At 58.4% G+C, this 19,834-nt stretch carries 20 protein-coding genes; 12 read left to right on the top strand and 8 right to left on the bottom strand.

Annotated elements, in window-relative coordinates:
* Positions 1-104: 104 nt before the first annotated feature.
* The gene (locus AC2FFA_RS17730; RefSeq protein ID WP_496852590.1) at positions 105-1,457 is read right to left on the bottom strand and encodes a mechanosensitive ion channel family protein; all 1,353 of its coding nucleotides are present in this window, start codon (positions 1,455-1,457) and stop codon (positions 105-107) included.
* Between the two features lie 13 nt (positions 1,458-1,470).
* Here AC2FFA_RS17730 and AC2FFA_RS17725 point away from each other — a divergent pair, with 13 nt between their 5' ends.
* From AC2FFA_RS17725 to AC2FFA_RS17700, 6 genes are all read left to right on the top strand, one after another.
* Positions 1,471-1,668, top strand: coding sequence for a hypothetical protein (locus tag AC2FFA_RS17725; RefSeq protein ID WP_496675251.1), 198 nt, complete (start codon positions 1,471-1,473; stop codon positions 1,666-1,668).
* A 43-nt stretch (positions 1,669-1,711) separates the two neighbouring features.
* Positions 1,712-3,115 carry a 3-isopropylmalate dehydratase large subunit gene (gene leuC / locus AC2FFA_RS17720; protein WP_496852589.1) on the top strand — a complete coding sequence of 468 codons (1,404 nt, stop codon included), beginning with the start codon at positions 1,712-1,714 and terminating at the stop codon, positions 3,113-3,115.
* Between the two features lie 37 nt (positions 3,116-3,152).
* Positions 3,153-3,707 carry an HdeD family acid-resistance protein gene (locus AC2FFA_RS17715; RefSeq protein ID WP_299900241.1) on the top strand — a complete coding sequence of 185 codons (555 nt, stop codon included), beginning with the start codon at positions 3,153-3,155 and terminating at the stop codon, positions 3,705-3,707.
* A 42-nt stretch (positions 3,708-3,749) separates the two neighbouring features.
* The gene (leuD, locus tag AC2FFA_RS17710) at positions 3,750-4,355 is read left to right on the top strand and encodes a 3-isopropylmalate dehydratase small subunit (protein WP_117871067.1); all 606 of its coding nucleotides are present in this window, start codon (positions 3,750-3,752) and stop codon (positions 4,353-4,355) included.
* A gap of 332 nt (positions 4,356-4,687) precedes the next feature.
* Positions 4,688-5,518, top strand: coding sequence for a hypothetical protein (locus tag AC2FFA_RS17705; RefSeq protein ID WP_117871069.1), 831 nt, complete (start codon positions 4,688-4,690; stop codon positions 5,516-5,518).
* Positions 5,515-6,543 (top strand): endonuclease/exonuclease/phosphatase family protein, encoded by a 1,029-nt coding sequence (locus AC2FFA_RS17700; RefSeq protein ID WP_496852588.1) that lies wholly within the window; start codon positions 5,515-5,517, stop codon positions 6,541-6,543. The genes AC2FFA_RS17705 and AC2FFA_RS17700 overlap by 4 nt, the downstream gene beginning before the upstream one ends.
* On the opposite strand, the gene AC2FFA_RS17695 is transcribed toward AC2FFA_RS17700, so the two are convergent.
* Positions 6,535-7,443, bottom strand: a complete 909-nt coding sequence (locus tag AC2FFA_RS17695; protein WP_496852587.1) for a Rossmann-fold NAD(P)-binding domain-containing protein — start codon at positions 7,441-7,443, stop codon at positions 6,535-6,537. The two genes, AC2FFA_RS17700 and AC2FFA_RS17695, sit on opposite strands and share 9 nt — an antisense overlap.
* An 84-nt stretch (positions 7,444-7,527) precedes the next feature.
* On the opposite strand from AC2FFA_RS17695, the gene AC2FFA_RS17690 reads away from it, so the two are divergent.
* Positions 7,528-8,421, top strand: coding sequence for a LysR family transcriptional regulator (locus AC2FFA_RS17690; RefSeq protein ID WP_496852586.1), 894 nt, complete (start codon positions 7,528-7,530; stop codon positions 8,419-8,421).
* A gap of 3 nt (positions 8,422-8,424) precedes the next feature.
* Here the strand turns inward: AC2FFA_RS17690 and AC2FFA_RS17685 are convergent, their stop codons facing one another.
* On the bottom strand, positions 8,425-8,952 hold the full coding sequence (locus AC2FFA_RS17685) for a peroxiredoxin-like family protein (RefSeq protein WP_496852585.1): 528 nt from the start codon (positions 8,950-8,952) through the stop codon (positions 8,425-8,427).
* A gap of 91 nt (positions 8,953-9,043) precedes the next feature.
* Here AC2FFA_RS17685 and leuB point away from each other — a divergent pair, with 91 nt between their 5' ends.
* Positions 9,044-10,147, top strand: coding sequence for a 3-isopropylmalate dehydrogenase (gene leuB / locus AC2FFA_RS17680; protein WP_117871079.1), 1,104 nt, complete (start codon positions 9,044-9,046; stop codon positions 10,145-10,147).
* Between the two features lie 74 nt (positions 10,148-10,221).
* On the opposite strand, the gene AC2FFA_RS17675 is transcribed toward leuB, so the two are convergent.
* Positions 10,222-12,396 (bottom strand): transglycosylase domain-containing protein, encoded by a 2,175-nt coding sequence (locus AC2FFA_RS17675; RefSeq protein WP_117871081.1) that lies wholly within the window; start codon positions 12,394-12,396, stop codon positions 10,222-10,224.
* Positions 12,397-12,653: 257 nt separating this feature from the next.
* On the opposite strand from AC2FFA_RS17675, the gene AC2FFA_RS17670 reads away from it, so the two are divergent.
* The 3 genes from AC2FFA_RS17670 (at position 12,654) to AC2FFA_RS17660 (ending at position 14,822) form a co-directional block, all read left to right on the top strand.
* Positions 12,654-12,992: a P-II family nitrogen regulator gene (locus AC2FFA_RS17670; RefSeq protein ID WP_117871083.1), complete on the top strand. Its 339-nt coding sequence runs from the start codon at positions 12,654-12,656 to the stop codon at positions 12,990-12,992.
* 34 nt (positions 12,993-13,026) lie between these two features.
* Positions 13,027-14,349 (top strand): ammonium transporter, encoded by a 1,323-nt coding sequence (locus AC2FFA_RS17665; protein ID WP_496852584.1) that lies wholly within the window; start codon positions 13,027-13,029, stop codon positions 14,347-14,349.
* Positions 14,350-14,453: 104 nt separating this feature from the next.
* On the top strand, positions 14,454-14,822 hold the full coding sequence (locus AC2FFA_RS17660) for a hypothetical protein (protein WP_496852583.1): 369 nt from the start codon (positions 14,454-14,456) through the stop codon (positions 14,820-14,822).
* A 22-nt stretch (positions 14,823-14,844) separates the two neighbouring features.
* On the opposite strand, the gene AC2FFA_RS17655 is transcribed toward AC2FFA_RS17660, so the two are convergent.
* The 4 genes from AC2FFA_RS17655 to AC2FFA_RS17640 all read right to left on the bottom strand — a co-directional run bounded on the left by AC2FFA_RS17655 (position 14,845) and on the right by AC2FFA_RS17640 (position 17,806).
* On the bottom strand, positions 14,845-16,029 hold the full coding sequence (locus AC2FFA_RS17655; protein ID WP_117871087.1) for an amino acid aminotransferase: 1,185 nt from the start codon (positions 16,027-16,029) through the stop codon (positions 14,845-14,847).
* Positions 16,029-16,883, bottom strand: a complete 855-nt coding sequence (gene sseA / locus AC2FFA_RS17650; protein WP_299900267.1) for a 3-mercaptopyruvate sulfurtransferase — start codon at positions 16,881-16,883, stop codon at positions 16,029-16,031. Before sseA ends, AC2FFA_RS17655 begins: the two co-directional genes overlap by 1 nt.
* Before the next feature lie 93 nt (positions 16,884-16,976).
* A complete protein-coding gene (locus AC2FFA_RS17645) occupies positions 16,977-17,246 on the bottom strand; it encodes a CBU_0592 family membrane protein (RefSeq protein ID WP_299900269.1) in 270 nt (89 codons plus the stop codon).
* A complete protein-coding gene (locus tag AC2FFA_RS17640; protein WP_299900271.1) occupies positions 17,243-17,806 on the bottom strand; it encodes a helix-turn-helix domain-containing protein in 564 nt (187 codons plus the stop codon). The genes AC2FFA_RS17645 and AC2FFA_RS17640 overlap by 4 nt, the downstream gene beginning before the upstream one ends.
* 107 nt (positions 17,807-17,913) lie before the next feature.
* Here AC2FFA_RS17640 and ilvD point away from each other — a divergent pair, with 107 nt between their 5' ends.
* Positions 17,914-19,746 carry a dihydroxy-acid dehydratase gene (gene ilvD / locus AC2FFA_RS17635; RefSeq protein WP_496852582.1) on the top strand — a complete coding sequence of 611 codons (1,833 nt, stop codon included), beginning with the start codon at positions 17,914-17,916 and terminating at the stop codon, positions 19,744-19,746.
* Positions 19,747-19,834: the final 88 nt, after the last annotated feature.

Below are 19,834 nucleotides of genomic sequence, written 5' to 3'. Positions count from 1 at the left end.
CTCCTTTGCTGCGCGCCGCAAAACCCCGGCGCCGGGGTACTAGTAAGGTAGCAAGGGGATTGCAACATTTCAATGAAAGCACATCCAGCCCCGCGCAATGGTGATCACTCTTCGGCGATCTGTTGCAGGTTTGCGTTTTCGGGCAAAAGCCGAACCTCGCGCTGCGGAAAGGGGATCGCGATGCCTTCTTCTTTAAATGCATCCCATAACGCAAGGTAAACGTTACCCCTTATATTGGTCAGCCCTTTGGTGGGATCACTAATCCAGAACCGCAGGACGTAATCCACGCTGCTGTCACCAAAACCGGTAATATGGCAAACCGGTTCATGTTTTCCGCCACTCAGCACGCGGGTCACAGCCTTCACAGCCCGGATCGCCGTCGCACGCACTTTGTGAGGGTCATCCTCATAGCTGGTGCCGAAATCCAGATCCAACCGCACGAATTTGTCGGAATGCGACCAGTTGACCACCTGGTTGGTGATCAGGTCCTCGTTCGGGATCAGGTATTCCCGCCCATCCCGCGTGACAACCGAGACATAGCGTGCGCCCAGCGCGTTGATCCAACCGAACGTGTCACCAAGCGATATCACATCACCCGGCTTGATCGAGCGATCCATCAGGATGATGATCCCGGAAATCAGGTTTGACACTACTTTTTGCAGGCCGAACCCGATGCCCACACCTATTGCACCGGACAGCAGCGCTATGCCGGTCAGATCGAAGCCCAGCGTGCGGATCGCGGCCAGAAAAACCGCGCCGTACAGCAGCACCTGTATACCCTTGGCCAATAGCACCTGCATGGACGGGGTGATGTCATCATTGCTCTGCAATCCGCGCTCAGCCGCGCGGGTGCCGATACGCGCCAGCGTCAACAGGACGCCAATCAGCAGAACGGCCTTGAGAATACCCAGCACCGAAATGTGCAGGTCCCCAATGGAAATCGCGACACCATCAAGGAATTCGGCCACGTCATCCGTCAGATTCAACGCAACAAGCGTTGCATAGACCCACATTGCCCACTTGAATATCCGTCGCAGCGTCCGATTGCGGACAAGCCTCGCGACCAGTGCAATCGCCAGCCACGCGGTTGCCAGAGTGGCAATGACCCCAATGAGGTAACTGCGCGACGGCCAGGTGACATGCTGCATAACCTGATACAGGAACCAGGACAGCAGTACGAAATAGACCAGCGTCAGCCGCTGCATCATCTGCACCATGATGCGAAGCCGCCATTTGGGCCATCCGGTGCGGGCACGCGTCCAAGCGTCCCACCCCGGCTGTGTCAGAACTTTCAGAAGGAAAGCCAGCGCCCAAAGGAAAAGGATGATGATCAACTGATACTGCCGCCAGCCTGGCGTAACCACCAACTCGATCAGGTCTTGAATTTCCGAAGAGAACCCCGCGACCATGTTGTTGTAAAGGTCAGACAGTGAGCCGGGGATCAGGTCTTGGTTCATACACGCCTCCTACATGACAGCTTGGACAGCAACGCCGGGCGTTGCAAGCCTGACACCGGTTTTGAACCTTGATTGCAGCGAAGGCGCAGTATATCTGGACCGCATGAGACTCAATGTGGCCCAAGAACAGAATTTGGAAGATCGTGCCCGCTTGCGCGAACGGTTCTTTGGGGCCGCCCGCTCGGTCCTGGCACGCCTACCCGTCGCCTGAGCCAACTCGCCAGCCATTTCTCATTACATACGGGAGAGGACCGATGTCCCCCAAAACACTCTATGACAAGATCTGGGATGCCCATGTCGCGCACGAAGCCGATGATGGCACCTGCCTGCTTTATATCGACCGCCATCTGGTTCACGAAGTCACCAGCCCGCAAGCCTTTGAAGGGCTTCGCATGGCGGGTCGTCCAGTACGCGCGCCGGAAAAGACCATCGCCGTGCCGGACCACAACGTTCCGACCACAGCGGATCGGGTGAACGGGATCGAAAACCCCGAATCACGCATTCAGGTCGAAGCGCTGGACAAGAACGCCCGGGATTTCGGCATTCACTATTACCCGGTGAATGACGTTCGTCAGGGCATCGTGCACATCGTCGGCCCCGAACAGGGCTGGACCCTGCCTGGCATGACCGTTGTTTGTGGCGACAGCCACACCGCCACCCACGGCGCGTTTGGTGCTTTGGCCCACGGCATCGGCACGTCCGAGGTTGAACATGTTCTGGCCACGCAAACCCTGATCCAGAAGAAATCCAAGAACATGAAGGTGGAAATCACCGGCAAGCTGCAGCCGGGTGTGACCGCCAAGGATATAACTCTGGCCGTGATTGGTGAAACCGGCACTGCTGGCGGTACCGGCTATGTCATCGAATATTGCGGCGAAGCCATCCGCAACCTGTCGATGGAAGGCCGAATGACCGTCTGCAACATGGCCATCGAAGGCGGCGCACGCGCGGGCCTGATCGCACCGGATGAAACCACGTTCGAATATGTCAAAGGCCGTCCGCATGCCCCCAAGGGCGCGCAGTGGGAGGCCGCTCTGAACTGGTGGAAAACGCTCTATACCGATGAAGACGCGCATTTCGACAAGGTCATCACCCTGCGCGGCGAAGACATCGCGCCTGTCGTCACCTGGGGCACCAGCCCCGAGGATGTGCTCCCCATCACAGCAACCGTGCCGCAACCCGAGGATTTCGAAGGCGGCAAGGTCGAGGCGGCCCGCCGATCAATCGAATACATGGGTCTGAAAGCCGGTCAAAAACTCAGCGACGTGGAAATCGACACGGTGTTCATCGGTTCCTGCACCAATGGCCGGATCGAAGACCTGCGTGCCGCGGCAAAGATCCTTAAAGGCAAGAAGATCAAGGACGGCATGCGCGCCATGGTCGTGCCAGGATCAGGCCTGGTCCGTGCTCAGGCCGAAGAAGAAGGCCTGGCCGACATCTTCAAAGAGGCCGGCTTCGAATGGCGTCTGGCAGGATGTTCGATGTGTCTGGCGATGAACCCGGACCAGTTGCAACCGGGTGAACGCTGTGCCGCCACCTCGAACCGCAACTTCGAGGGCCGTCAGGGTCGCGGCGGGCGCACACATCTGCTGAGCCCGGCGATGGCTGCCGCAGCGGCAATCACGGGACGGCTGACAGACGTCCGTGACTTGATGTAAGCTGCCCTCATATCTAGATATTTGAGGGACTGAAAACATGAGTGACTGGATTAAATGGCTCCTGCTGGGGTTTCTATCGATAGCGTTTGGCGTCTTTGCGCTGGGCAATGCGATTGCGGCTTCGCTTGCCGTAACTGTCGTGACCGGCGCGCTACTGCTGATTGCGGGCGCGATGCAGGTGGTCGGCGGTTTCACCGTCGAAGGCACAGGCAACAAGATTCTGTCACTCATCATGGGTGTAGTCATGCTGTTCCTGGGCTGGTCCTTTCTGGATCACCCGTTACAGGGAACGCTGACGCTGGCGACCGTGATGCTAATCCTGTTCATGGCAGGCGGCATTGCACGGGTCATTCTGTCGTTCCAGATGAAAGGAACACAGTTTTTCTGGCCCACGATGATCTCGGGCATATTGTCGATCATCCTCGCAGGTATCATCTGGTCTTACGCAAGCAGCGAACCCGCCGCTTTGCTGAGCCTTCTGGGTATCCTGCTGGGCATCGAGATGCTGTTTAACGGGTTCGGATTGGTGTTCATGGCGCTCTTCTTAAAAAGCGCACCCATGGGCGAAACAACAGAAGCGAAAGAAGCTTAATCGCAGGACACGGGCGCGGCCCTCTCCTGCAGGAGTGTAGACATGGAAAAGTTTGAAAAAGTCCACGGGGTGGCCGCCCCGATGCCATTGATCAACATCGACACCGATATGATCATTCCCAAAGTGCATCTGAAAACCATCAAACGGTCCGGCCTCGGCGTCGTGCTGTTTGATGAAATGCGCTATCATGATGACGGGCAGGAGAATGAAGAGTTCGTCCTGAACATGCCCGCCTATCGTGAGGCCGAGATTCTGGTCGCCGGCGACAATTTCGGCTGCGGCTCGTCTCGCGAACACGCGCCTTGGGCAATCAGGGATTTCGGCATCAAGGTCGTGATCTCAACCAGCTTCGCCGACATCTTCTTCAACAACTGCTTCAAGAACGGCATCCTGCCGATCGTGGTCGAAGAAGAACATCACGCGATCCTGATGGAAGACGCACATAAGGGTGAGAACGCCCGCATAACCGTACACCTGGAAGATCAGCAGATCACCACTTCGGACGGGGTTGTGATCGAATTCGACATCGACCCGCACCGCAAGCACTGCCTGCTGAACGGGCTGGACGATATTGGTCTGACCATGGAGAAAGATCACCACATCGACAAATTCGAAGATCACGCAAGTCAGGCCCGCCCCTGGGTGTGATTCCCAAACCGATTCTTCGGACACTCAACCTAACGGGGTCGCCAAGACGGCCCCGCTCTCATTCTTGGGGTTGATTTTTGGGAAACCACTACATCTTGGTCTCACATTGAGATACACGTCGGATTTGCGTCGAAAATGATGCAATCCCGCACCAGTTGCGCCATCATTTTGCCCGAAATCACGTGTTTTCTGCACCCTGTCTTGAGCGAAATGCCGCTTATCGTCCATGTTGGCGCTAAAGAGGCATCCGTCAAAAACTCGAGACGATGGGCACAAGTTGGAATGTAAGTCGGCGAAGATCGACTTATCCGGTTTGAAAAAGGGTTCGGATAGTGATTGCGCGCACAACAGGGGCGGCGATACGTGGAATACTTGTGGCACTGATGGTGCTGACACCCGCGTTGTACCTGCCTGTATCATCGACGAACGGGACCGAGATCCTGGTCTTCCTCGCGATTCTCGCGTTCATCCTGACGTTCGCCGAGTACAATTCTGCCTTTCCCAGCTTTATTGAATTTCGCGATGCTCCACCGGTGAACCGCCTGCGGTTTGTCGGGTTGATGTCGATGGTCACCTTTCTGACGCTGGTTTGCAAAAACGCCTATGAACCGACTGAACTGACCACGTTTGCCTACGCTGTGGGTCTGGCCGTCGCGAATGTCGCGGACTTCCCCTACTCCCCGGTTCGACTGATCGTGCTGATGCTGCCCGTTGATGCCGGCCAGCCGTTGATCGAACTGGTTCGGATCGCAGCCAGCGTAGCCTACGTGGCCGCCTTGGTCACTGTCGCCAGCTTTGCCTATGCGGTCAAGGTGCGTGGCTGGCCCACTGGCAATGGCGCCTTCAACGTGTGGACCAATCTACCGCTGTTTGATCCCACCAAGGGCGGCGATGTTGTTACCCGCCTGCAACGTGACGGACGCCTGAATATCTGTATTGGTGTTCTGCTCCCCTTCGTCATCCCCGCTGTCATCAAGCTCATGAGCAGCGTTGTCGCCCCGATCTCGCTGAGCAATCCGCAGACGCTGATCTGGACCATGAGCGCCTGGGCCTTCCTGCCCGCCAGCATGATCATGCGCGGCATGGCGACGCTTCGCATCGCAGGTCTGATCGTAGAAAAGCGCCGCGCCTATTCGACAAGCGAGACAACGCAAGCCGCATGATCCGTGCCCTTGCTTTGCTGCTGCTGCCTTTCTCGGCACAGGCAGAGGTTTATCGCATCGCCACCTACAACACTGAACTCAGCAGAAATGGACCCGGTCTTCTGCTGCGCGACATCCAGCGGGACGATGCGCAGGTTCGCGCCGCCGTCGATGTCATTACAGCGGCACGACCTGACATAATTGCCCTGCAGGGCATCGACTGGGATCTGGACGGCGCAGCCCTAAGCGCCCTGTCCGAGAAACTGCGTGATGCGGGTCTGGATTTCCCCTATCACTTTTCCGCTCGACCAAATGCAGGGTTGGAAACACCGCTGGATCTGAACGGCGATGGCCAAACGCAAGGTCCCGGCGACGCGCAGGGCTGGGGGAAGTTCACGGGCCACGGAGGAGTGGCGGTGTTGTCCCGTTTCGAAATCCTGACCGATCACGTTCAGGATTACTCCGATCTTCTGTGGAAAGACCTGCCTGGGGCCACTTTACCAAGCAAAAACGGCCTTCCCTTCCCATCTGAAGCGGCGCACGAGATTCAGCGCCTGTCCTCAACTGTGCATTGGGTGCTTCCGATCAAAACCCCGCATGGGCGCCTCAGCCTGATGACCTTTCACGCTACCCCACCCGTTTTTGACGGCCTCGAAGATCGCAATGGTCTGCGCAACAGGGATGAAATTCGCTTTTGGTCGGTTTTGCTGAACGGCGGTCTAGGGCCAGTTCCCAGAGGCCCGTTCGTGATCGCTGGAGACGCCAATCTCGACCCGACCCGCGGAGAAGGCCACAACCAGGCCATTCGCACCCTTTTGACCAGTTCCCATGTGCAAGATCTGGTGCCGGCAGACCCGTTGGGTTCATCAGCTACAGTCGATTGGAAAGCCACCGGAGAAATGCGCGTTGATTACGTGTTGCCGTCCAGCGATCTGCAAATCTCTGAAACTGGTGTTGTTTGGCCCGAGAAAGGCGACAGGTTAAACGACAGCGCCCAACGCGCCAGCAGGCATCGATTGGTCTGGGTTGACATAATCCTACCCTAAAACCTCGCCCATATTCCCAGCTTTTGTCGATGATGCGGCACATTGGGGGGGAATTGCCGAACGCAAGGCATCCTCCAAGTTCGATTTGGGAAACGAGCCCAGCAATTCTCTCATATAGCCGGCATCCAGTTGATGTGGCACGCGCCAGAGGTATCGCATCTCAATCAAGCAGGGGGCCAAACGCCAGAAAGGGCGCGCCACCTGCAAAGGCCACCATTTCATGCGCTGTACAGAAACCGTCCGACCCGTAACCTGCGAGAGGGTTTGTGCGATCTGAACCCCGGTCAATGTAAACCCGTCGAATGGAACATCGCAGAAACGGGGGAGATCTTCGCGAATCTCAGCCAGTGCGACGGCAGCGCGGGCCAGGTCAGGCAGAAAAGCCCAAGCGTGCGGCGCCTCCGGATCACCGGGATAAACGAACTGACTACGCGAAAGGCGCTTGATCATGACCTGATCGAACCAGTTCCCGGACGCATTGGTGTCAATGAAGTCCCCGGCACGCAACAGGATGGTGCGCACCGTCGACGCGCGATAGGCCTCTTCCATGTCGATCCGGATCCGGCCCAGAGGATTGGTGGCCTTATGCGGGGTCCCGCCCGACCATGGGCCCGGCGTATCCTCGCCAAATACGTAGACATTCCCCGGCACAATCACGGTCGCCCCCGTATCTGACGCCGCATCTATCACCCGCTTGGTCATTACAGGCACATCGCGCGCCCAATCGGGATAGGGCGGGTTCCATCCGTTCACGATGACATCCATGCCGCGCGCTGCCTGTGACAGCGTACCAGACCTGCGGTCAAACTCTGTCACATCCCAGCCCGCGTGCCTGAATGCCAGTGCTGCATTGCGTCCAAAGCGCCCCGATGCGCCCAGTACCAGTGCTGTTTGTGCCATGTCTGCCTCCTGTCTGAGGTCAATCTACCCATTCACGTCGCGCAGGGAATTGCCGTAAATCGCAGAATGTGTATTCATTTCTGAATGGACAAAGCACTGACACATGCAGATTGGTCTCTGATCCAATGCTTTCTGGCCGTGGCCGAGACGGGATCGCTGTCTGCCGCCGCACGACATCTCAATCGCAGCCAACCCACTTTGGGGCGGCAGGTCCAAAACCTCGAGGACGAGTTGGCTGTCTCCCTTTTCGATCGCCACGCCCGCGGTCTGAAGCTCAGCGAAGCGGGTTCACAGCTTTTGCCGATGGCCCAGCAGATGCACAGCGCCATGACCGCGTTCAGTCTTGCCGCTGCGGGGCAATCGCAACAGCTTGAAGGCTCGGTGCGTATCACCGCATCGGTCTTTGCCTCGCATCACCTGCTGCCACCGATACTGGCGTCCATCCGCAGGCAGGAACCCACGATTCAGCTTGAGCTCGTGGCCACCGACACCACCGAGAATCTGCTCTATCGCGAGGCGGATATCGCCGTGCGTATGTATCGCCCTGCGCAGGTGGATCTCATTTCCCGCTATCTCGGGGATGTGCCGCTGTGTTTTTGTGCCGCCAAGTCCTATCTGGACCGGAAGGGGCGCCCCAAGACGCCGGAAGAACTGTTTACGCATGACCTGGTGGGATTTGACGCGAACCAGGAGATCATCAAGGCCATGCGGGAAAAGGGATGGCCAGCCAGCCGGGACAGCTTTGCCACCCGCTGTGACCTGCAAAGCGCCTATTGGGAACTGATCCGGGCGGGCTGTGGCATAGGTTTCAGTCAGGTACAGGTTGCCGAAGCCGACCCCGACGTGGAAATTCTGCCGCTGGATGTGGACATCCCGATTCTACCCGTGTGGCTGGCCGCACCTCAGGCCATGCGCCAGACCCCGCGCATCCGCAGGGTCTGGGACTTGTTGGCTGAAGGGCTCAAAGCCGCTCTTTGAGCGTCAAAGCAGGCCAGTATAAGTTCCACGCGCTGGATAGTTGTTGCCCAGTGTGAATTTCAAGCCACCTGAAATATCCGACATCGACGGGCGACCGAAAGGCGTGGTCTGTTGCCACGCGTAGTACAGCGTCCGGTCGGGTGCGATGTAGAAATGTCCGGGCTCTGCGAACAGGTCCGGTTCGGCGCTGCCTTCGCGCTTGATCGAGATGTTCAGTCCCCATTCGCCCCGCGCTGCAGACAGCGGCAGGCTGTGACCCACACGCAGGCGCGACGCTCCGGCTTTTTCGGCGGTTTCCGCCGCGTGCTCGGCTGTATCGGTGGTGATCATGATGACCTCGACGCCCAGCGCCGCGAAATCATCCAGCGCCGCTTCGACCTCGGCCATCTGCCTGATGCAGATCGGGCAATGCAGCCCGCGATATTGAATCACCAGCGTCCCGTTTTCGCCCTTGTCCGCGTCAAGATCGAAGCTGCCATGGGCAACAGTTTCGATTTTCAGCGCAGGAACCGGATTTCCAGGTGTCAGCATGTGATTTCCTTCTGTTTTGGCAGGTTCGTCTCATTGACCCGATGCAACGCAGACGCTAGGCCCTGTGCAACAAAACGCAAGGAGACCCTTCATGTCCAACCCTTCGCTCCTTATCCTGCCCGGAGACGGAATTGGCCCGGAAGTCATGGCCGAAGTGCGCAGAATCATCGATTGGTTCGGCACCAATCGCGGTCTTCAATTTGACGTGAGCGAGGATCTGGTCGGCGGTGCGGCCTATGACGCCCACGGCAAGCCTCTGTCCGATGAGACGATGGCCAAGGCGCAGGAGGTTGACGCGGTTCTGCTGGGCGCTGTCGGCGGTCCGAAATACGACGATCTGGATTTCAGCCTGAAGCCCGAGCGCGGGTTGCTGCGCCTGCGCAAGGAAATGGACCTGTATTCGAACCTGCGCCCGGCTCAGTGCTTTGACGCGCTGGCTGACTTCTCTTCGCTGAAAAAAGACATCGTTGCCGGTCTCGATATCATGATCGTGCGCGAACTGACCTCGGGTGTTTATTTCGGGGAACCGCGCGGCATCTTCGAAGAAGGCAATGAACGCGTTGGCATCAACACCCAGCGCTACACCGAATCCGAGATCGAACGGGTTGCGCGCTCGGCCTTCGAACTGGCGATGCGCCGGAACAAAAAACTGTGCTCGATGGAAAAAGCCAACGTGATGGAATCGGGCATCCTGTGGCGCGAAGTCGTCAACCGCGTTGCCGCTGATTACCCCGAGGTCGAACTGAGCCATATGTACGCTGACAACGGTGCCATGCAGCTGGTGCGCGCACCCAAGCAGTTTGACGTGATCCTGACCGACAACCTGTTCGGCGACATCCTGTCCGACTGCGCCGCGATGCTGACCGGGTCTCTTGGTATGCTGCCGTCAGCGTCGCTGGGCGCTCCGATGGCCAATGGACGCCCCAAGGCGATGTACGAGCCCGTACACGGGTCTGCCCCCGATATCGCAGGTCAGGGCAAAGCCAACCCGATCGCCTGTATCCTCAGCTTTGCGATGGCTCTGCGTTACAGCTTTGATCACGGCGAAGAAGCAGATCGTCTGGAAGCAGCGATCGAAAAAGTTCTGGCCGACGGTGTGCGCACCGGCGACCTGCTGGCGGATGAGGGCGTTCAGCCCGTGTCGACCACCGAAATGGGCGACGCGATCCTCGCAGCTTTGGACGCAAGCGTCTAAGTCACGAATAAAGAATGACAAAAGGCGGTGCCCGGTGCACCGCCTTTTTCTTGTTTCGGCTTTTCGAGTTTGCTTTAGTTGCCGCCAAAAATGTTCTTCAGCAGGTTATTGATGTCATCGGCAAAACCTCCGCGCTTGCGGCGGGGCTGCGGCTGGGCGACCTGAACGGGTGGTTCCGGCGCCATCATCGGCAAGGGTGTGGGTGTCATCCCCTCGGTCACGCGCAGCATGGTTTCCTTCCAGATCTCGGCAGGCAACCCGCCACCGGTCACGCCGGACAAGGGCGTGTTGTCATCATACCCCATCCAGACGCCAGTTACGTAATCCGCCGTGAACCCGATGAACCACGCATCGCGCGCGGCCTGGGTCGTTCCGGTCTTGCCCGCCACCTGCCAGCCGGGCAATTTGGCCCGCCCGCCGGTCCCTTCAGAGACCACACGTTCCATCATCCAGGTCAGCTGTTTGGCGGCCGTTTCATTGATGACTCTCTCACCAATACCGGTCGTCGTGACCATGACAGGTGTTTCGTCGCCCAACAGCTTCAGTTCGGTCAGCCCATAAGGTTCAACCTGTGACCCGCCATTCAGGATGCCTGCATATGCGCCGGTCATCTCGATCAACGTGCTTTCAGATGCACCAAGCGCCAGCGCAGGCCCCTGTGCAAGATCGCTGGCAATCCCAAAGCCGCTGGCGATCGTCCGAACATTGTCCAGCCCGGAAATCTCAGCCACTTTCACCGCCGGTATGTTCAGCGAGTTTTTCAGCGCATCCGCCAAGGTCACCCGACCATAATACTTATTGGTATAGTTTTTGGGACACCACTGGCCTGACCCCGGAATATCGACGCAATAGGGTTCATCCATCACCGTATCCAGTGGCGAATAGCCAAGTTCCAGCGCGGTGGCATAGACGAACGGCTTGAACGACGATCCCGTCTGACGCAACGCCTGTGTCGCCCGATTGAACGCGCCAGACACGCGTGTCTTGCGCCCACCAACCATGGCACGTACCGCACCGTCTGCCGACATCACGACAATGGCAGCCTGCGCTTTTGAGCCTTCACGGACTTTTTCCTGAAAGATGAACTTCAGCGCTTCTTCCGCAGAAGTCTGGATGCGCTGATCCAAGGTCGTACGGATCACCACATCTTCGGTCGTGTTTCGGGTAAAGAACTCGGGCCCGCTGGCCATGACCCAATCCGCAAAGTATCCCCCGGCCCGCGCAGCCGCCGCCTCGGACAGTTGGGCAGGTCGCGCTCGTGCTTCGCTGGCCTGCGCGGCGGTCAGATAGCCCTGATCCTCCATCAGACCGATCACAAGGCGGGCCCGGTCCTGAGACCGTTGCAGGTTGTTCGTCGGCGCATAGCGCGTGGGTGCAACCAGCAGGCCGGCCAGCATCGCTGCCTCAGCTGGAGACACTTCAGCTGCGGACTTTCCAAAGTATCGCTGGCTTGCGGCCTCGAACCCGCGCGCGCCTGCACCAAGGAACGCCCGGTTCAGGTAAATCGTCAGAACCTCATCCTTGGAGTATTTCACCTCCATGGCAATTGCGTAAATGGCCTCCTTGGCCTTGCGCCACAGTGAACCCTGACGGCAATCGGCTTCATAGGCAGCCTCTGATTCCCATTCAGCCGGATCATAAGGCTCGCCCAGACACAGCAGTTTGGCCGTTTGCTGCGTAATGGTGGACCCGCCATGCCCGGACAACGGGCCGCGCCCTTCGCTCAGGTTGATGCGTACGGCGCTCGCGACGCCACGCGGGCTTACGCCGAAATGGCGATAGAAGCGTTTGTCCTCGGTGGCAATGACGGCGTTTTTCAGATGCGGGGACACCGTATCAGCCGTGATCACCCCGCCAAACTGGTCACCGCGCCAGGCGAACACTTTGCCGTCCCGGTCCAGCAGCGTGACCGACCCCCGCGCGCGCCCGTCCAACAACGCGTCCAGGTCCGGCAAAGAGGTATAGACGACGCCCACTGCCAAAGCGATCAAAATGGCCACAACTGCGCCAACCCGCCAGGTCAGACCCCAGACCATACGCCAGACCCAGCGGAAAAAGCGACGCAGGATCCCACCACCCTTGCCGCCCGATCTCTTGCGCGTCTTCTTGCGCGCGGTTTTGCGCGTGGTTGTCTTGCGGGCCGTCGCCTTCTTGCCCGCCGGGCGCTTGGACGCCGACGGTTTACGGCCCTTTGACGGGTACCTTCTATCCGCAACCAATTTCGGCTTGCGTCGCTTGGACTCAGTCATGCTCAAACTCTGCCCGGTTTTTCTTTTGCGCCACCATACCCCGCTGACCTGAGTATGTAGAGGTCCGATTTTCCAAAAATTCCCCTCACAACACTGCCCGATATTTAATCAGCTCGCCAAATTTGTGCAAAAAATGTGCAACTTTACGCCATTTTACGGCCCATTGGCGCCCAATAACCGTTTCTTCCCACGCTCAGTCGCGCATTTTCTGCAGGTGCAAACAAACCGGTTCCGCCGGAGAACCAGAGGGGAAAGACGTGAAACTGATCATTGCGACAATCAAGCCGTTCAAGCTGGAGGAGGTGCGCGAGGCACTGACCGAGGCCGGCGTGCGCGGCATGATGGTAACCGAGATCAAGGGCTTCGGCTCGCAATCCGGTCACACCGAAATCTATCGGGGGGCCGAATATGCTGTGAATTTCGTACCCAAGATCAAGCTCGAGATCGTGGTGCCCGCGACAATGGCCGACCAGATCGTCGAGACCATCACCAAAACAGCCAAAACCGGCAAAATCGGCGACGGCAAGATTTTCGTCCTCGATGTCGAGCAGGCGCTGCGCGTGCGGACCGGGGAAACCAACGAGGACGCGCTTTAAAGCGCGCCCACTCACACTCATTCGAGGAAGACACATGAACCTGATGAAATCTCTCATCCCTGCCGCCGCGATTGTCGCGCTGCCGCAGATGGGCCTTGCGCAAGAGGCCGCAGGCGAGGCCGCACAGCACACGCAATACATCCTGACCTCACTGCTGTTTCTGGTCGGCGGTTTTTTGGTATTCTGGATGGCCGCGGGCTTTGCCATGCTCGAGGCCGGTCTGGTGCGTTCGAAAAACGTGGCCATGCAGCTGGTCAAGAACATTGGCCTGTTTTCCTTTGCGGCCATCATGTACTGGCTGGTGGGATTTAACCTGATGTACCCCGGTGATGGCTGGACCATCACAGGCATACTGGGCGCGTTCTCGCCAACGTCACTCGAGCCGGTTGGTTTGGCCGACACCGAAACCGCGCTGGATTATGCTTCCGTCGGTTCAGACTTCTTTTTCCAACTGATGTTCTGCGCCACCACCGCGTCCATCGTATCGGGCACCATGGCCGAGCGCGTCAAACTGTGGCCCTTCTTCTTCTTCGTGATCGTCCTGACAGGCATCATCTACCCGATCGAAGCGTCTTGGCAGTGGGGTGGCGGCTGGTTGTCCGAGATGGGCTTCAGCGATTTCGCCGGCTCGACCCTGGTGCACGCCGCAGGTGGCTTCGCGGCTCTGGCCGGTGCCATCGTACTTGGCCCGCGCATCGGCAAGTACAACAAGGACGGCAAGGTTGTTCCGATCCCCGGTTCGAACCTGGCGCTGGCAACCTTGGGGACGTTCATCCTGTGGTTGGGTTGGTTCGGTTTCAACGGCGGCTCGCAGCTGGCAATGGGAACCATCGGTAACATGGCCGATATCAGCCGTATCTTCGCAAACACCAACATGGCCGCTGCCGCCGGTGCCGTCGCCGCCTTGATCCTGACGCAGGTGATGTACGGCAAGGTTGACCTGACCATGGTTCTGAACGGCGCGCTGGCCGGTCTGGTGTCAATCACCGCTGAACCCTTGGCGCCGTCGCTGTTTCAGGCGCTGATCATTGGTGCAATCGGTGGTGTGATCGTTGTCCTGACCGTTCCGATGCTGGACCGCATGAAGATCGACGACGTGGTCGGTGCGATTCCGGTTCACCTGATCGCAGGCTTCTGGGGTACCTTCATCGTGGCATGGACCAACGGTGACGCGTCCTTCGTGACCCAGATCATTGGCTTCGCTGCCATTGGGATCTTCGTCTTCGTCGTCAGCTTCATCCTGTTCTCGGTCCTCAAGGCAACAGTCGGCCTGCGGGTCGGTGAGGAAGAAGAGATCAACGGGCTCGACATGGGTGAGTTGGGGATGGAAGCGTATCCCGAGTTCTCGAAAGGTTGAGATCGTTGAATAATATAAGCGGCCCTAGCCCTGTGCTGGGGCCGTTTTTTGTGCGGCAGTCGTTTTTGGGTTAGAATCTGCGTGTCAAAATAGGGGGGAGTGCAATGCCGAACGCACCGCACACACTTGTTGGCACAAGCCTGAAATGGACTGGGGTCCACCACTCCGGACATGGCGATTTCGAAGACTTATCGACACACACGGTCAGTTACGAAACCGAAAACACCTGCTATGTCACCGCGAACGGCATGCTGGTAGGCGAGGCGGATTACACATATCGCCGCCTTGATGAACACGTCGGCATATGTATCTACCACCCGCGAGAGTATCAGGGCAGAACTGATGTCGTGCTAAACGCCATATTCGACTTTCGCGCGATGAAAGATCGGGCCGTGATAACCGCAGGTGGAAACCCATTCGCCGTGGCGGACGGGGATATGCAGTTCGTCAAAACTCCGCCACGCCCGGGCTGAACCAGACGTGACGGTTGTCCGGTCAAACCCCGACGTCGACAATCGCCTTGGCCAGGATCGGCACGGTGGTCGCGTTCAGACCGGCGATGTTCAGGCGGCTGTCGCCGACCATATAGATGCCGTGATCGACACGCAGTTTCTCGACCAGTTCCTGTGCCGCCCCCAAGCGTGAGAACATGCCACGGTGTTGGGCGATGAAACCAAAGCGGTCCGAGCCGCTCAGACGCTGCAGCTCGTCGGCCAATTGCTGACGCAAATCCAGCATGGACAGGCGAACCTCTTCCAACTCGATGGCCCAGTCTGCGCGCAACGCTTCATCCATCAGAATGGTCGTCACAACACGTGCGCCGTGGTCAGGTGGAAACGAATAGTTTTGGCGGTTCAGGAATGACAGCGTCCCTTGGTTCAATGCGGTCTGCCCGGCATCGGCGCTGATGGCCATCAGCAAACCAGTGCGTTCGCGGTACACGCCGAAATTCTTCGAACACGACGCCGCTATGAGGCATTCCTTGACCGAAGATGCGACCAGACGTGTTGCTTGCGCATCCTCTTCCAGACCGTCGCCGAAGCCCTGATAGGCGATGTCGATCATCGCTACGAGGCCAAGTGCGTTGATCAGGTTCACGACTTCCTGCCATTGAACGATGTTGAGGTTGGCACCGGTCGGGTTGTGGCAGCAACCGTGCAGCAGAACCACGTCACCCGCCTTGGCGGTCTTCAGGTCTTCGATCATGCCGTCGAAATCGACGCCACGTGTGTCACCATCGAAATAGCGGTATTGAACCGTCTCGATCCCCAGATAGTTCAGGATCGACAGGTGGTTCGGCCATGTCGGGTTCGACACAAACACGCGGGCTGACGGGTTGGCCATGCGGATCATCTCGAACGCCTGACGGCAGGCGCCGGTGCCGCCCGGTGTCGCCACAGCTGCGATATTGCCGCGCTTAACCGACGTGCCGAGGATTAACCCGATCATCGCATCCGCATAGGCCGGGTCGCCGGCCAGCCCGGTATAAGCCTTGGTGTCCTGCTCTTCCCAGATGCGCCGCTCGGCCGCTTTGACGGCGCGCATGACCGGGGTAATGCCCTCTGCGTTTTTATAAACGCCAACACCCAGGTCGATCTTCTGATCGCGCGGGTCTTCGCGGTACATCTGCATCAGCGCCAGGATCTTGTCGGCAGGCTGCGGTTTCAGGTTCTCGAACATCAGGTCTCTCCGGTTGCGACGGGCAGGGTCGGGAAGGCACCCCATTCAGCCCATGAGCCGTCATAAAGCGAGTGGTCTTTCTTACCCATGCGCTCCAGCGCAAGGCTCAGGATCGCGGCAGTCACGCCAGACCCGCACGAGGTGATCGCCGGTTTCGACAGATCGACGCCCGCAGCCTCGAATATGGCGCGGCACTCTTCCGGCGACTTCATGGTGCCATTGGCGTTCAGCAACTGGCCAAAGGGGACATTGCGTGAGCCCGGAATATGGCCCGAACGCAGACCCTCGCGCGGCTCGGCTTCGGCCCCGGCAAACCGGCCGGCAGAGCGGGCGTCGATAATCTCATGATCACCAAGCTTGGCGGCGGCGGACACTTGCGTGACGTCCCGGACAAGCTGGTTTTGTACCCGAACGGTCATATGACGATCACGGATGACCGGCGGCAGATCTTCAACCTCGCGCCCTTCCGCCTGCCATTTGGGGAACCCACCATCCAGAACCGCGATGTTTTCCTGCCCCATCAGACGGAACAGCCACCAGACGCGTGCAGCCGACATCAGCCCAGCGCCATCATAAACCACGACCTGATGACCATCGCCCACACCCATCGCCCGCAGGCGCGACATGAATTTCTCGACCGGAGGCGCCATGTGCGGCAAGTCGGAACGGTGATCTGATATCTCATCAATATCAAAGAACCTCGCACCGGGGATGTGGCCTGCATCATATTCGGCCTTTGCATCACGATTTTGTGCGGGCAAGTACCACGACCCGTCCAGAATCCGCAGATCCGGGTCCTTCATATGCGCGGCCAGCCATTCGGTAGATACGAGGGTTTTTGGATCGTCCTGCATCAAAGCCTCCCCAAAGCGAGCTTGGAATTTCCCTATACCCGGCAGCTTGGGGGTTCAAGACTGGATAGCGCTAGCGCCTGTTAACCGCTGGATTTATCGCACCCGGCGCAGGCGGACGTGCTGAATGATACCGATGATACTGATCACGATCCAGAATCCCTCGATCAGCATCGAGGCCAGATTGAAATTCTGCAGCAGGGAATAGACGATCAGGACGGATCCCAGCAGGTTGATCACCGGAAAAGCCAGATCATCCGAATTCATCATTCGCATCTGCGTCGCGAAATATGCGGCCACCACGATCAGTGCTCCGAACGAGCCGATGACGTCCACGATGGTCAGGCTGTCGAAAAATGCGGTCATGTAGGGTTCCTGCCGTTTTCAGGAAACTCTGTGTCTTGGGCGTAATGATGCATGTTCAGAAATGCAGCGCCGTGCACACCGGCACGGTATCCGTGCGGCACATCTGCCGCAAACCGCAGACCCTGCCCTGCCTGCAAGGAAACCCATTCCCCATCACGAAGAATTTCCAAAGTGCCGCTAAGGACAAACACTTCCTCGGTCACCCCGGCAGCATGCGCGGGCGAGTCGTGACTCTGGTTTGGGTTAAGACTCACGTGAAAGGTTTCGGCCCCCAATGCAGGATCGAAGGGGAAGACGATCTTTACCTCGATACTGCCGGGGAAAGTCACGGTCTGAAAGACCGATGGGTCGCCCTGCATTGTGTCGATCAACGCGCTCAAGGGCACCTGGAACCCTTTGGCGATCTTCCAGAGCGTGGCAATCGTCGGGCTGGATTCGCCCCGTTCGATCTGACCCAGCATGGCTTTGCTGACACCCGTCATTTCCGCCACCTTGGACAGGCTCAGCCCAGATGCCGCGCGTACATCCCGTAACTTCAGCGTAATGTCGTCCATTGCCATCGTGTCGTCTTTCGAATCCTCTTGTGCGTTATAGCGCACATGTGATACGTGCGCTATAACGTACGAACCCCAAGACATGCAACCCGAGGCAATAGGGAAACAGCATTATGCCATTGTACCGATCCAGAACCTCAACCCATGGCCGCAACATGGCCGGCGCACGTGGCCTTTGGCGTGCCACAGGCATGGGTGACGATGATTTTGGCAAACCAATCATTGCCATCGTCAACTCGTTCACCCAGTTCGTGCCCGGTCATGTTCACCTGAAGGATCTGGGCCAGATGGTTGCGCGCGAGGTTGAAGCCGCTGGTGGTGTTGCAAAAGAGTTCAACACGATCGCGGTTGATGACGGCATCGCAATGGGCCATGACGGCATGCTGTATTCGCTTCCTTCCCGCGAAGTCATTGCGGACTCGGTCGAATACATGGTCAACGCGCATTGCGCGGATGCGATGGTCTGCATTTCGAATTGCGACAAGATCACCCCCGGTATGCTGATGGCTGCTATGCGCCTGAACATCCCGGCCATTTTTGTCTCGGGCGGGCCCATGGAGGCCGGCAAGATCGATATCGCTGATCTGGATGCCAAAAAAATCGACCTCGTCGATGCGATGGTGGCCGCGGCAGACGACAAGTTCACGGACGAACAGGTTCAGCACATCGAAGAGAATGCCTGTCCGACCTGCGGGTCCTGTTCGGGCATGTTCACCGCGAACTCGATGAACTGCCTGGCCGAAGCGCTGGGTCTGGCCCTGCCGGGTAACGGCTCGACACTTGCTACACATGCCGACCGCAAAGAGCTTTTCCTGGAGGCAGGCCGCCGGATCGTTGAGATCACCAAGCGCCATTACGATCTGGACGAAAAGGGTTTCTTGCCACGCGAGATCGCCACCTTTGACGCGTTCGAAAACGCCATGAGCCTCGACATCGCCATGGGAGGGTCGACCAACACGGTTCTGCATCTGCTGGCGATCGCGCATGAGGGTGAGGTTGATTTCACCATGACCGACATGGACCGCCTGAGCCGCCGTGTTCCCTGCCTTTGCAAAGTCGCGCCCAACACCGAAAACGTGCACATGGAAGACGTCCACCGCGCCGGTGGTATCTTCTCGATTCTCGGAGAGCTCAGCCGCGCAGGCCTGCTGCACGAAGAATGCAGCACGGTACATTCGGCAACGATGGGCGAGGCAATTGCCAACTGGGACATCAAGGTCGCCAATAACCCTAAGGCACAAGAACTGTTCAAAGCCGCCCCTGGTGGTGTGCGTACCACACAAGCGTTCAGCCAGTCCAACCGGTACAAGGAACTGGACACCGACCGCGAAGGTGGCGTGATCCGTTCGAAAGAACACGCGTTTAGTCAGGATGGCGGTCTGGCCGTTCTGTTCGGTAATATTGCCCGCGACGGCTGTATCGTGAAAACTGCTGGCGTAGACGCAAATATCCTGAAATTTACTGGCTCGGCTTACGTGTGCGAAAGCCAGGATCAGGCAGTCAACGACATTCTCACCGGCAAGGTGAAAGAAGGCGACGTGGTGGTGATCCGCTATGAAGGCCCGCGCGGCGGCCCGGGGATGCAGGAAATGCTGTATCCGACGTCATATCTGAAGTCTAAAGGACTGGGTAAAGCCTGCGCCCTGCTGACCGATGGTCGTTTCTCGGGCGGCACATCCGGTCTGTCGATCGGACATGTATCACCCGAGGCGGCCGAAGGCGGTGAGATTGGTCTGGTGCAGAACGGTGACACGATCGAGATCGACATCCCCAACCGCACCATTCATCTGGCGGTTTCGGATGAAGAGCTGGCAGAGCGTCGCAAGGAACAGGACGCAAAGGGTTGGGAGCCTGCCGCGCCGCGCAAACGCAAGGTGTCCACTGCGCTCAAGGCCTACGCCAAGCTGACGACCAGCGCGGCGAAAGGGGCAGTACGTCAAGTCTGAACATCTGCGGGACCGGTTTGCTGACTCAGCAGACCGGTAAATCGGCCGCCCACAGGAACTCCCGCTCCCAAATCGCACCATCAGCTTC

This window comes from Ruegeria sp. YTSB088 (assembly GCF_059609825.1).
This window is presented reverse-complemented; position numbering and strand designations above follow the sequence as displayed.

What these genes read in the sequence shown, in the direction of transcription:
- AC2FFA_RS17730 (WP_496852590.1), bottom strand. Translation starts at nt 1,457, where the DNA reads ATGAACCAAGACCTGATCCCCGGCTCACTGTCTGACCTTTACAACAAC.
- AC2FFA_RS17725 (WP_496675251.1), top strand. Translation starts at nt 1,471, where the DNA reads ATGACAGCTTGGACAGCAACGCCGGGCGTTGCAAGCCTGACACCGGTT.
- leuC (WP_496852589.1), top strand. Translation starts at nt 1,712, where the DNA reads ATGTCCCCCAAAACACTCTATGACAAGATCTGGGATGCCCATGTCGCG.
- AC2FFA_RS17715 (WP_299900241.1), top strand. Translation starts at nt 3,153, where the DNA reads ATGAGTGACTGGATTAAATGGCTCCTGCTGGGGTTTCTATCGATAGCG.
- leuD (WP_117871067.1), top strand. Translation starts at nt 3,750, where the DNA reads ATGGAAAAGTTTGAAAAAGTCCACGGGGTGGCCGCCCCGATGCCATTG.
- AC2FFA_RS17700 (WP_496852588.1), top strand. Translation starts at nt 5,515, where the DNA reads ATGATCCGTGCCCTTGCTTTGCTGCTGCTGCCTTTCTCGGCACAGGCA.
- AC2FFA_RS17695 (WP_496852587.1), bottom strand. Translation starts at nt 7,443, where the DNA reads ATGGCACAAACAGCACTGGTACTGGGCGCATCGGGGCGCTTTGGACGC.
- AC2FFA_RS17690 (WP_496852586.1), top strand. Translation starts at nt 7,528, where the DNA reads ATGGACAAAGCACTGACACATGCAGATTGGTCTCTGATCCAATGCTTT.
- AC2FFA_RS17685 (WP_496852585.1), bottom strand. Translation starts at nt 8,952, where the DNA reads ATGCTGACACCTGGAAATCCGGTTCCTGCGCTGAAAATCGAAACTGTT.
- leuB (WP_117871079.1), top strand. Translation starts at nt 9,044, where the DNA reads ATGTCCAACCCTTCGCTCCTTATCCTGCCCGGAGACGGAATTGGCCCG.
- AC2FFA_RS17675 (WP_117871081.1), bottom strand. Translation starts at nt 12,396, where the DNA reads ATGACTGAGTCCAAGCGACGCAAGCCGAAATTGGTTGCGGATAGAAGG.
- AC2FFA_RS17665 (WP_496852584.1), top strand. Translation starts at nt 13,027, where the DNA reads ATGAACCTGATGAAATCTCTCATCCCTGCCGCCGCGATTGTCGCGCTG.
- AC2FFA_RS17660 (WP_496852583.1), top strand. Translation starts at nt 14,454, where the DNA reads ATGCCGAACGCACCGCACACACTTGTTGGCACAAGCCTGAAATGGACT.
- AC2FFA_RS17655 (WP_117871087.1), bottom strand. Translation starts at nt 16,029, where the DNA reads ATGTTCGAGAACCTGAAACCGCAGCCTGCCGACAAGATCCTGGCGCTG.
- sseA (WP_299900267.1), bottom strand. Translation starts at nt 16,883, where the DNA reads ATGCAGGACGATCCAAAAACCCTCGTATCTACCGAATGGCTGGCCGCG.
- AC2FFA_RS17645 (WP_299900269.1), bottom strand. Translation starts at nt 17,246, where the DNA reads ATGACCGCATTTTTCGACAGCCTGACCATCGTGGACGTCATCGGCTCG.
- AC2FFA_RS17640 (WP_299900271.1), bottom strand. Translation starts at nt 17,806, where the DNA reads ATGGCAATGGACGACATTACGCTGAAGTTACGGGATGTACGCGCGGCA.
- ilvD (WP_496852582.1), top strand. Translation starts at nt 17,914, where the DNA reads ATGCCATTGTACCGATCCAGAACCTCAACCCATGGCCGCAACATGGCC.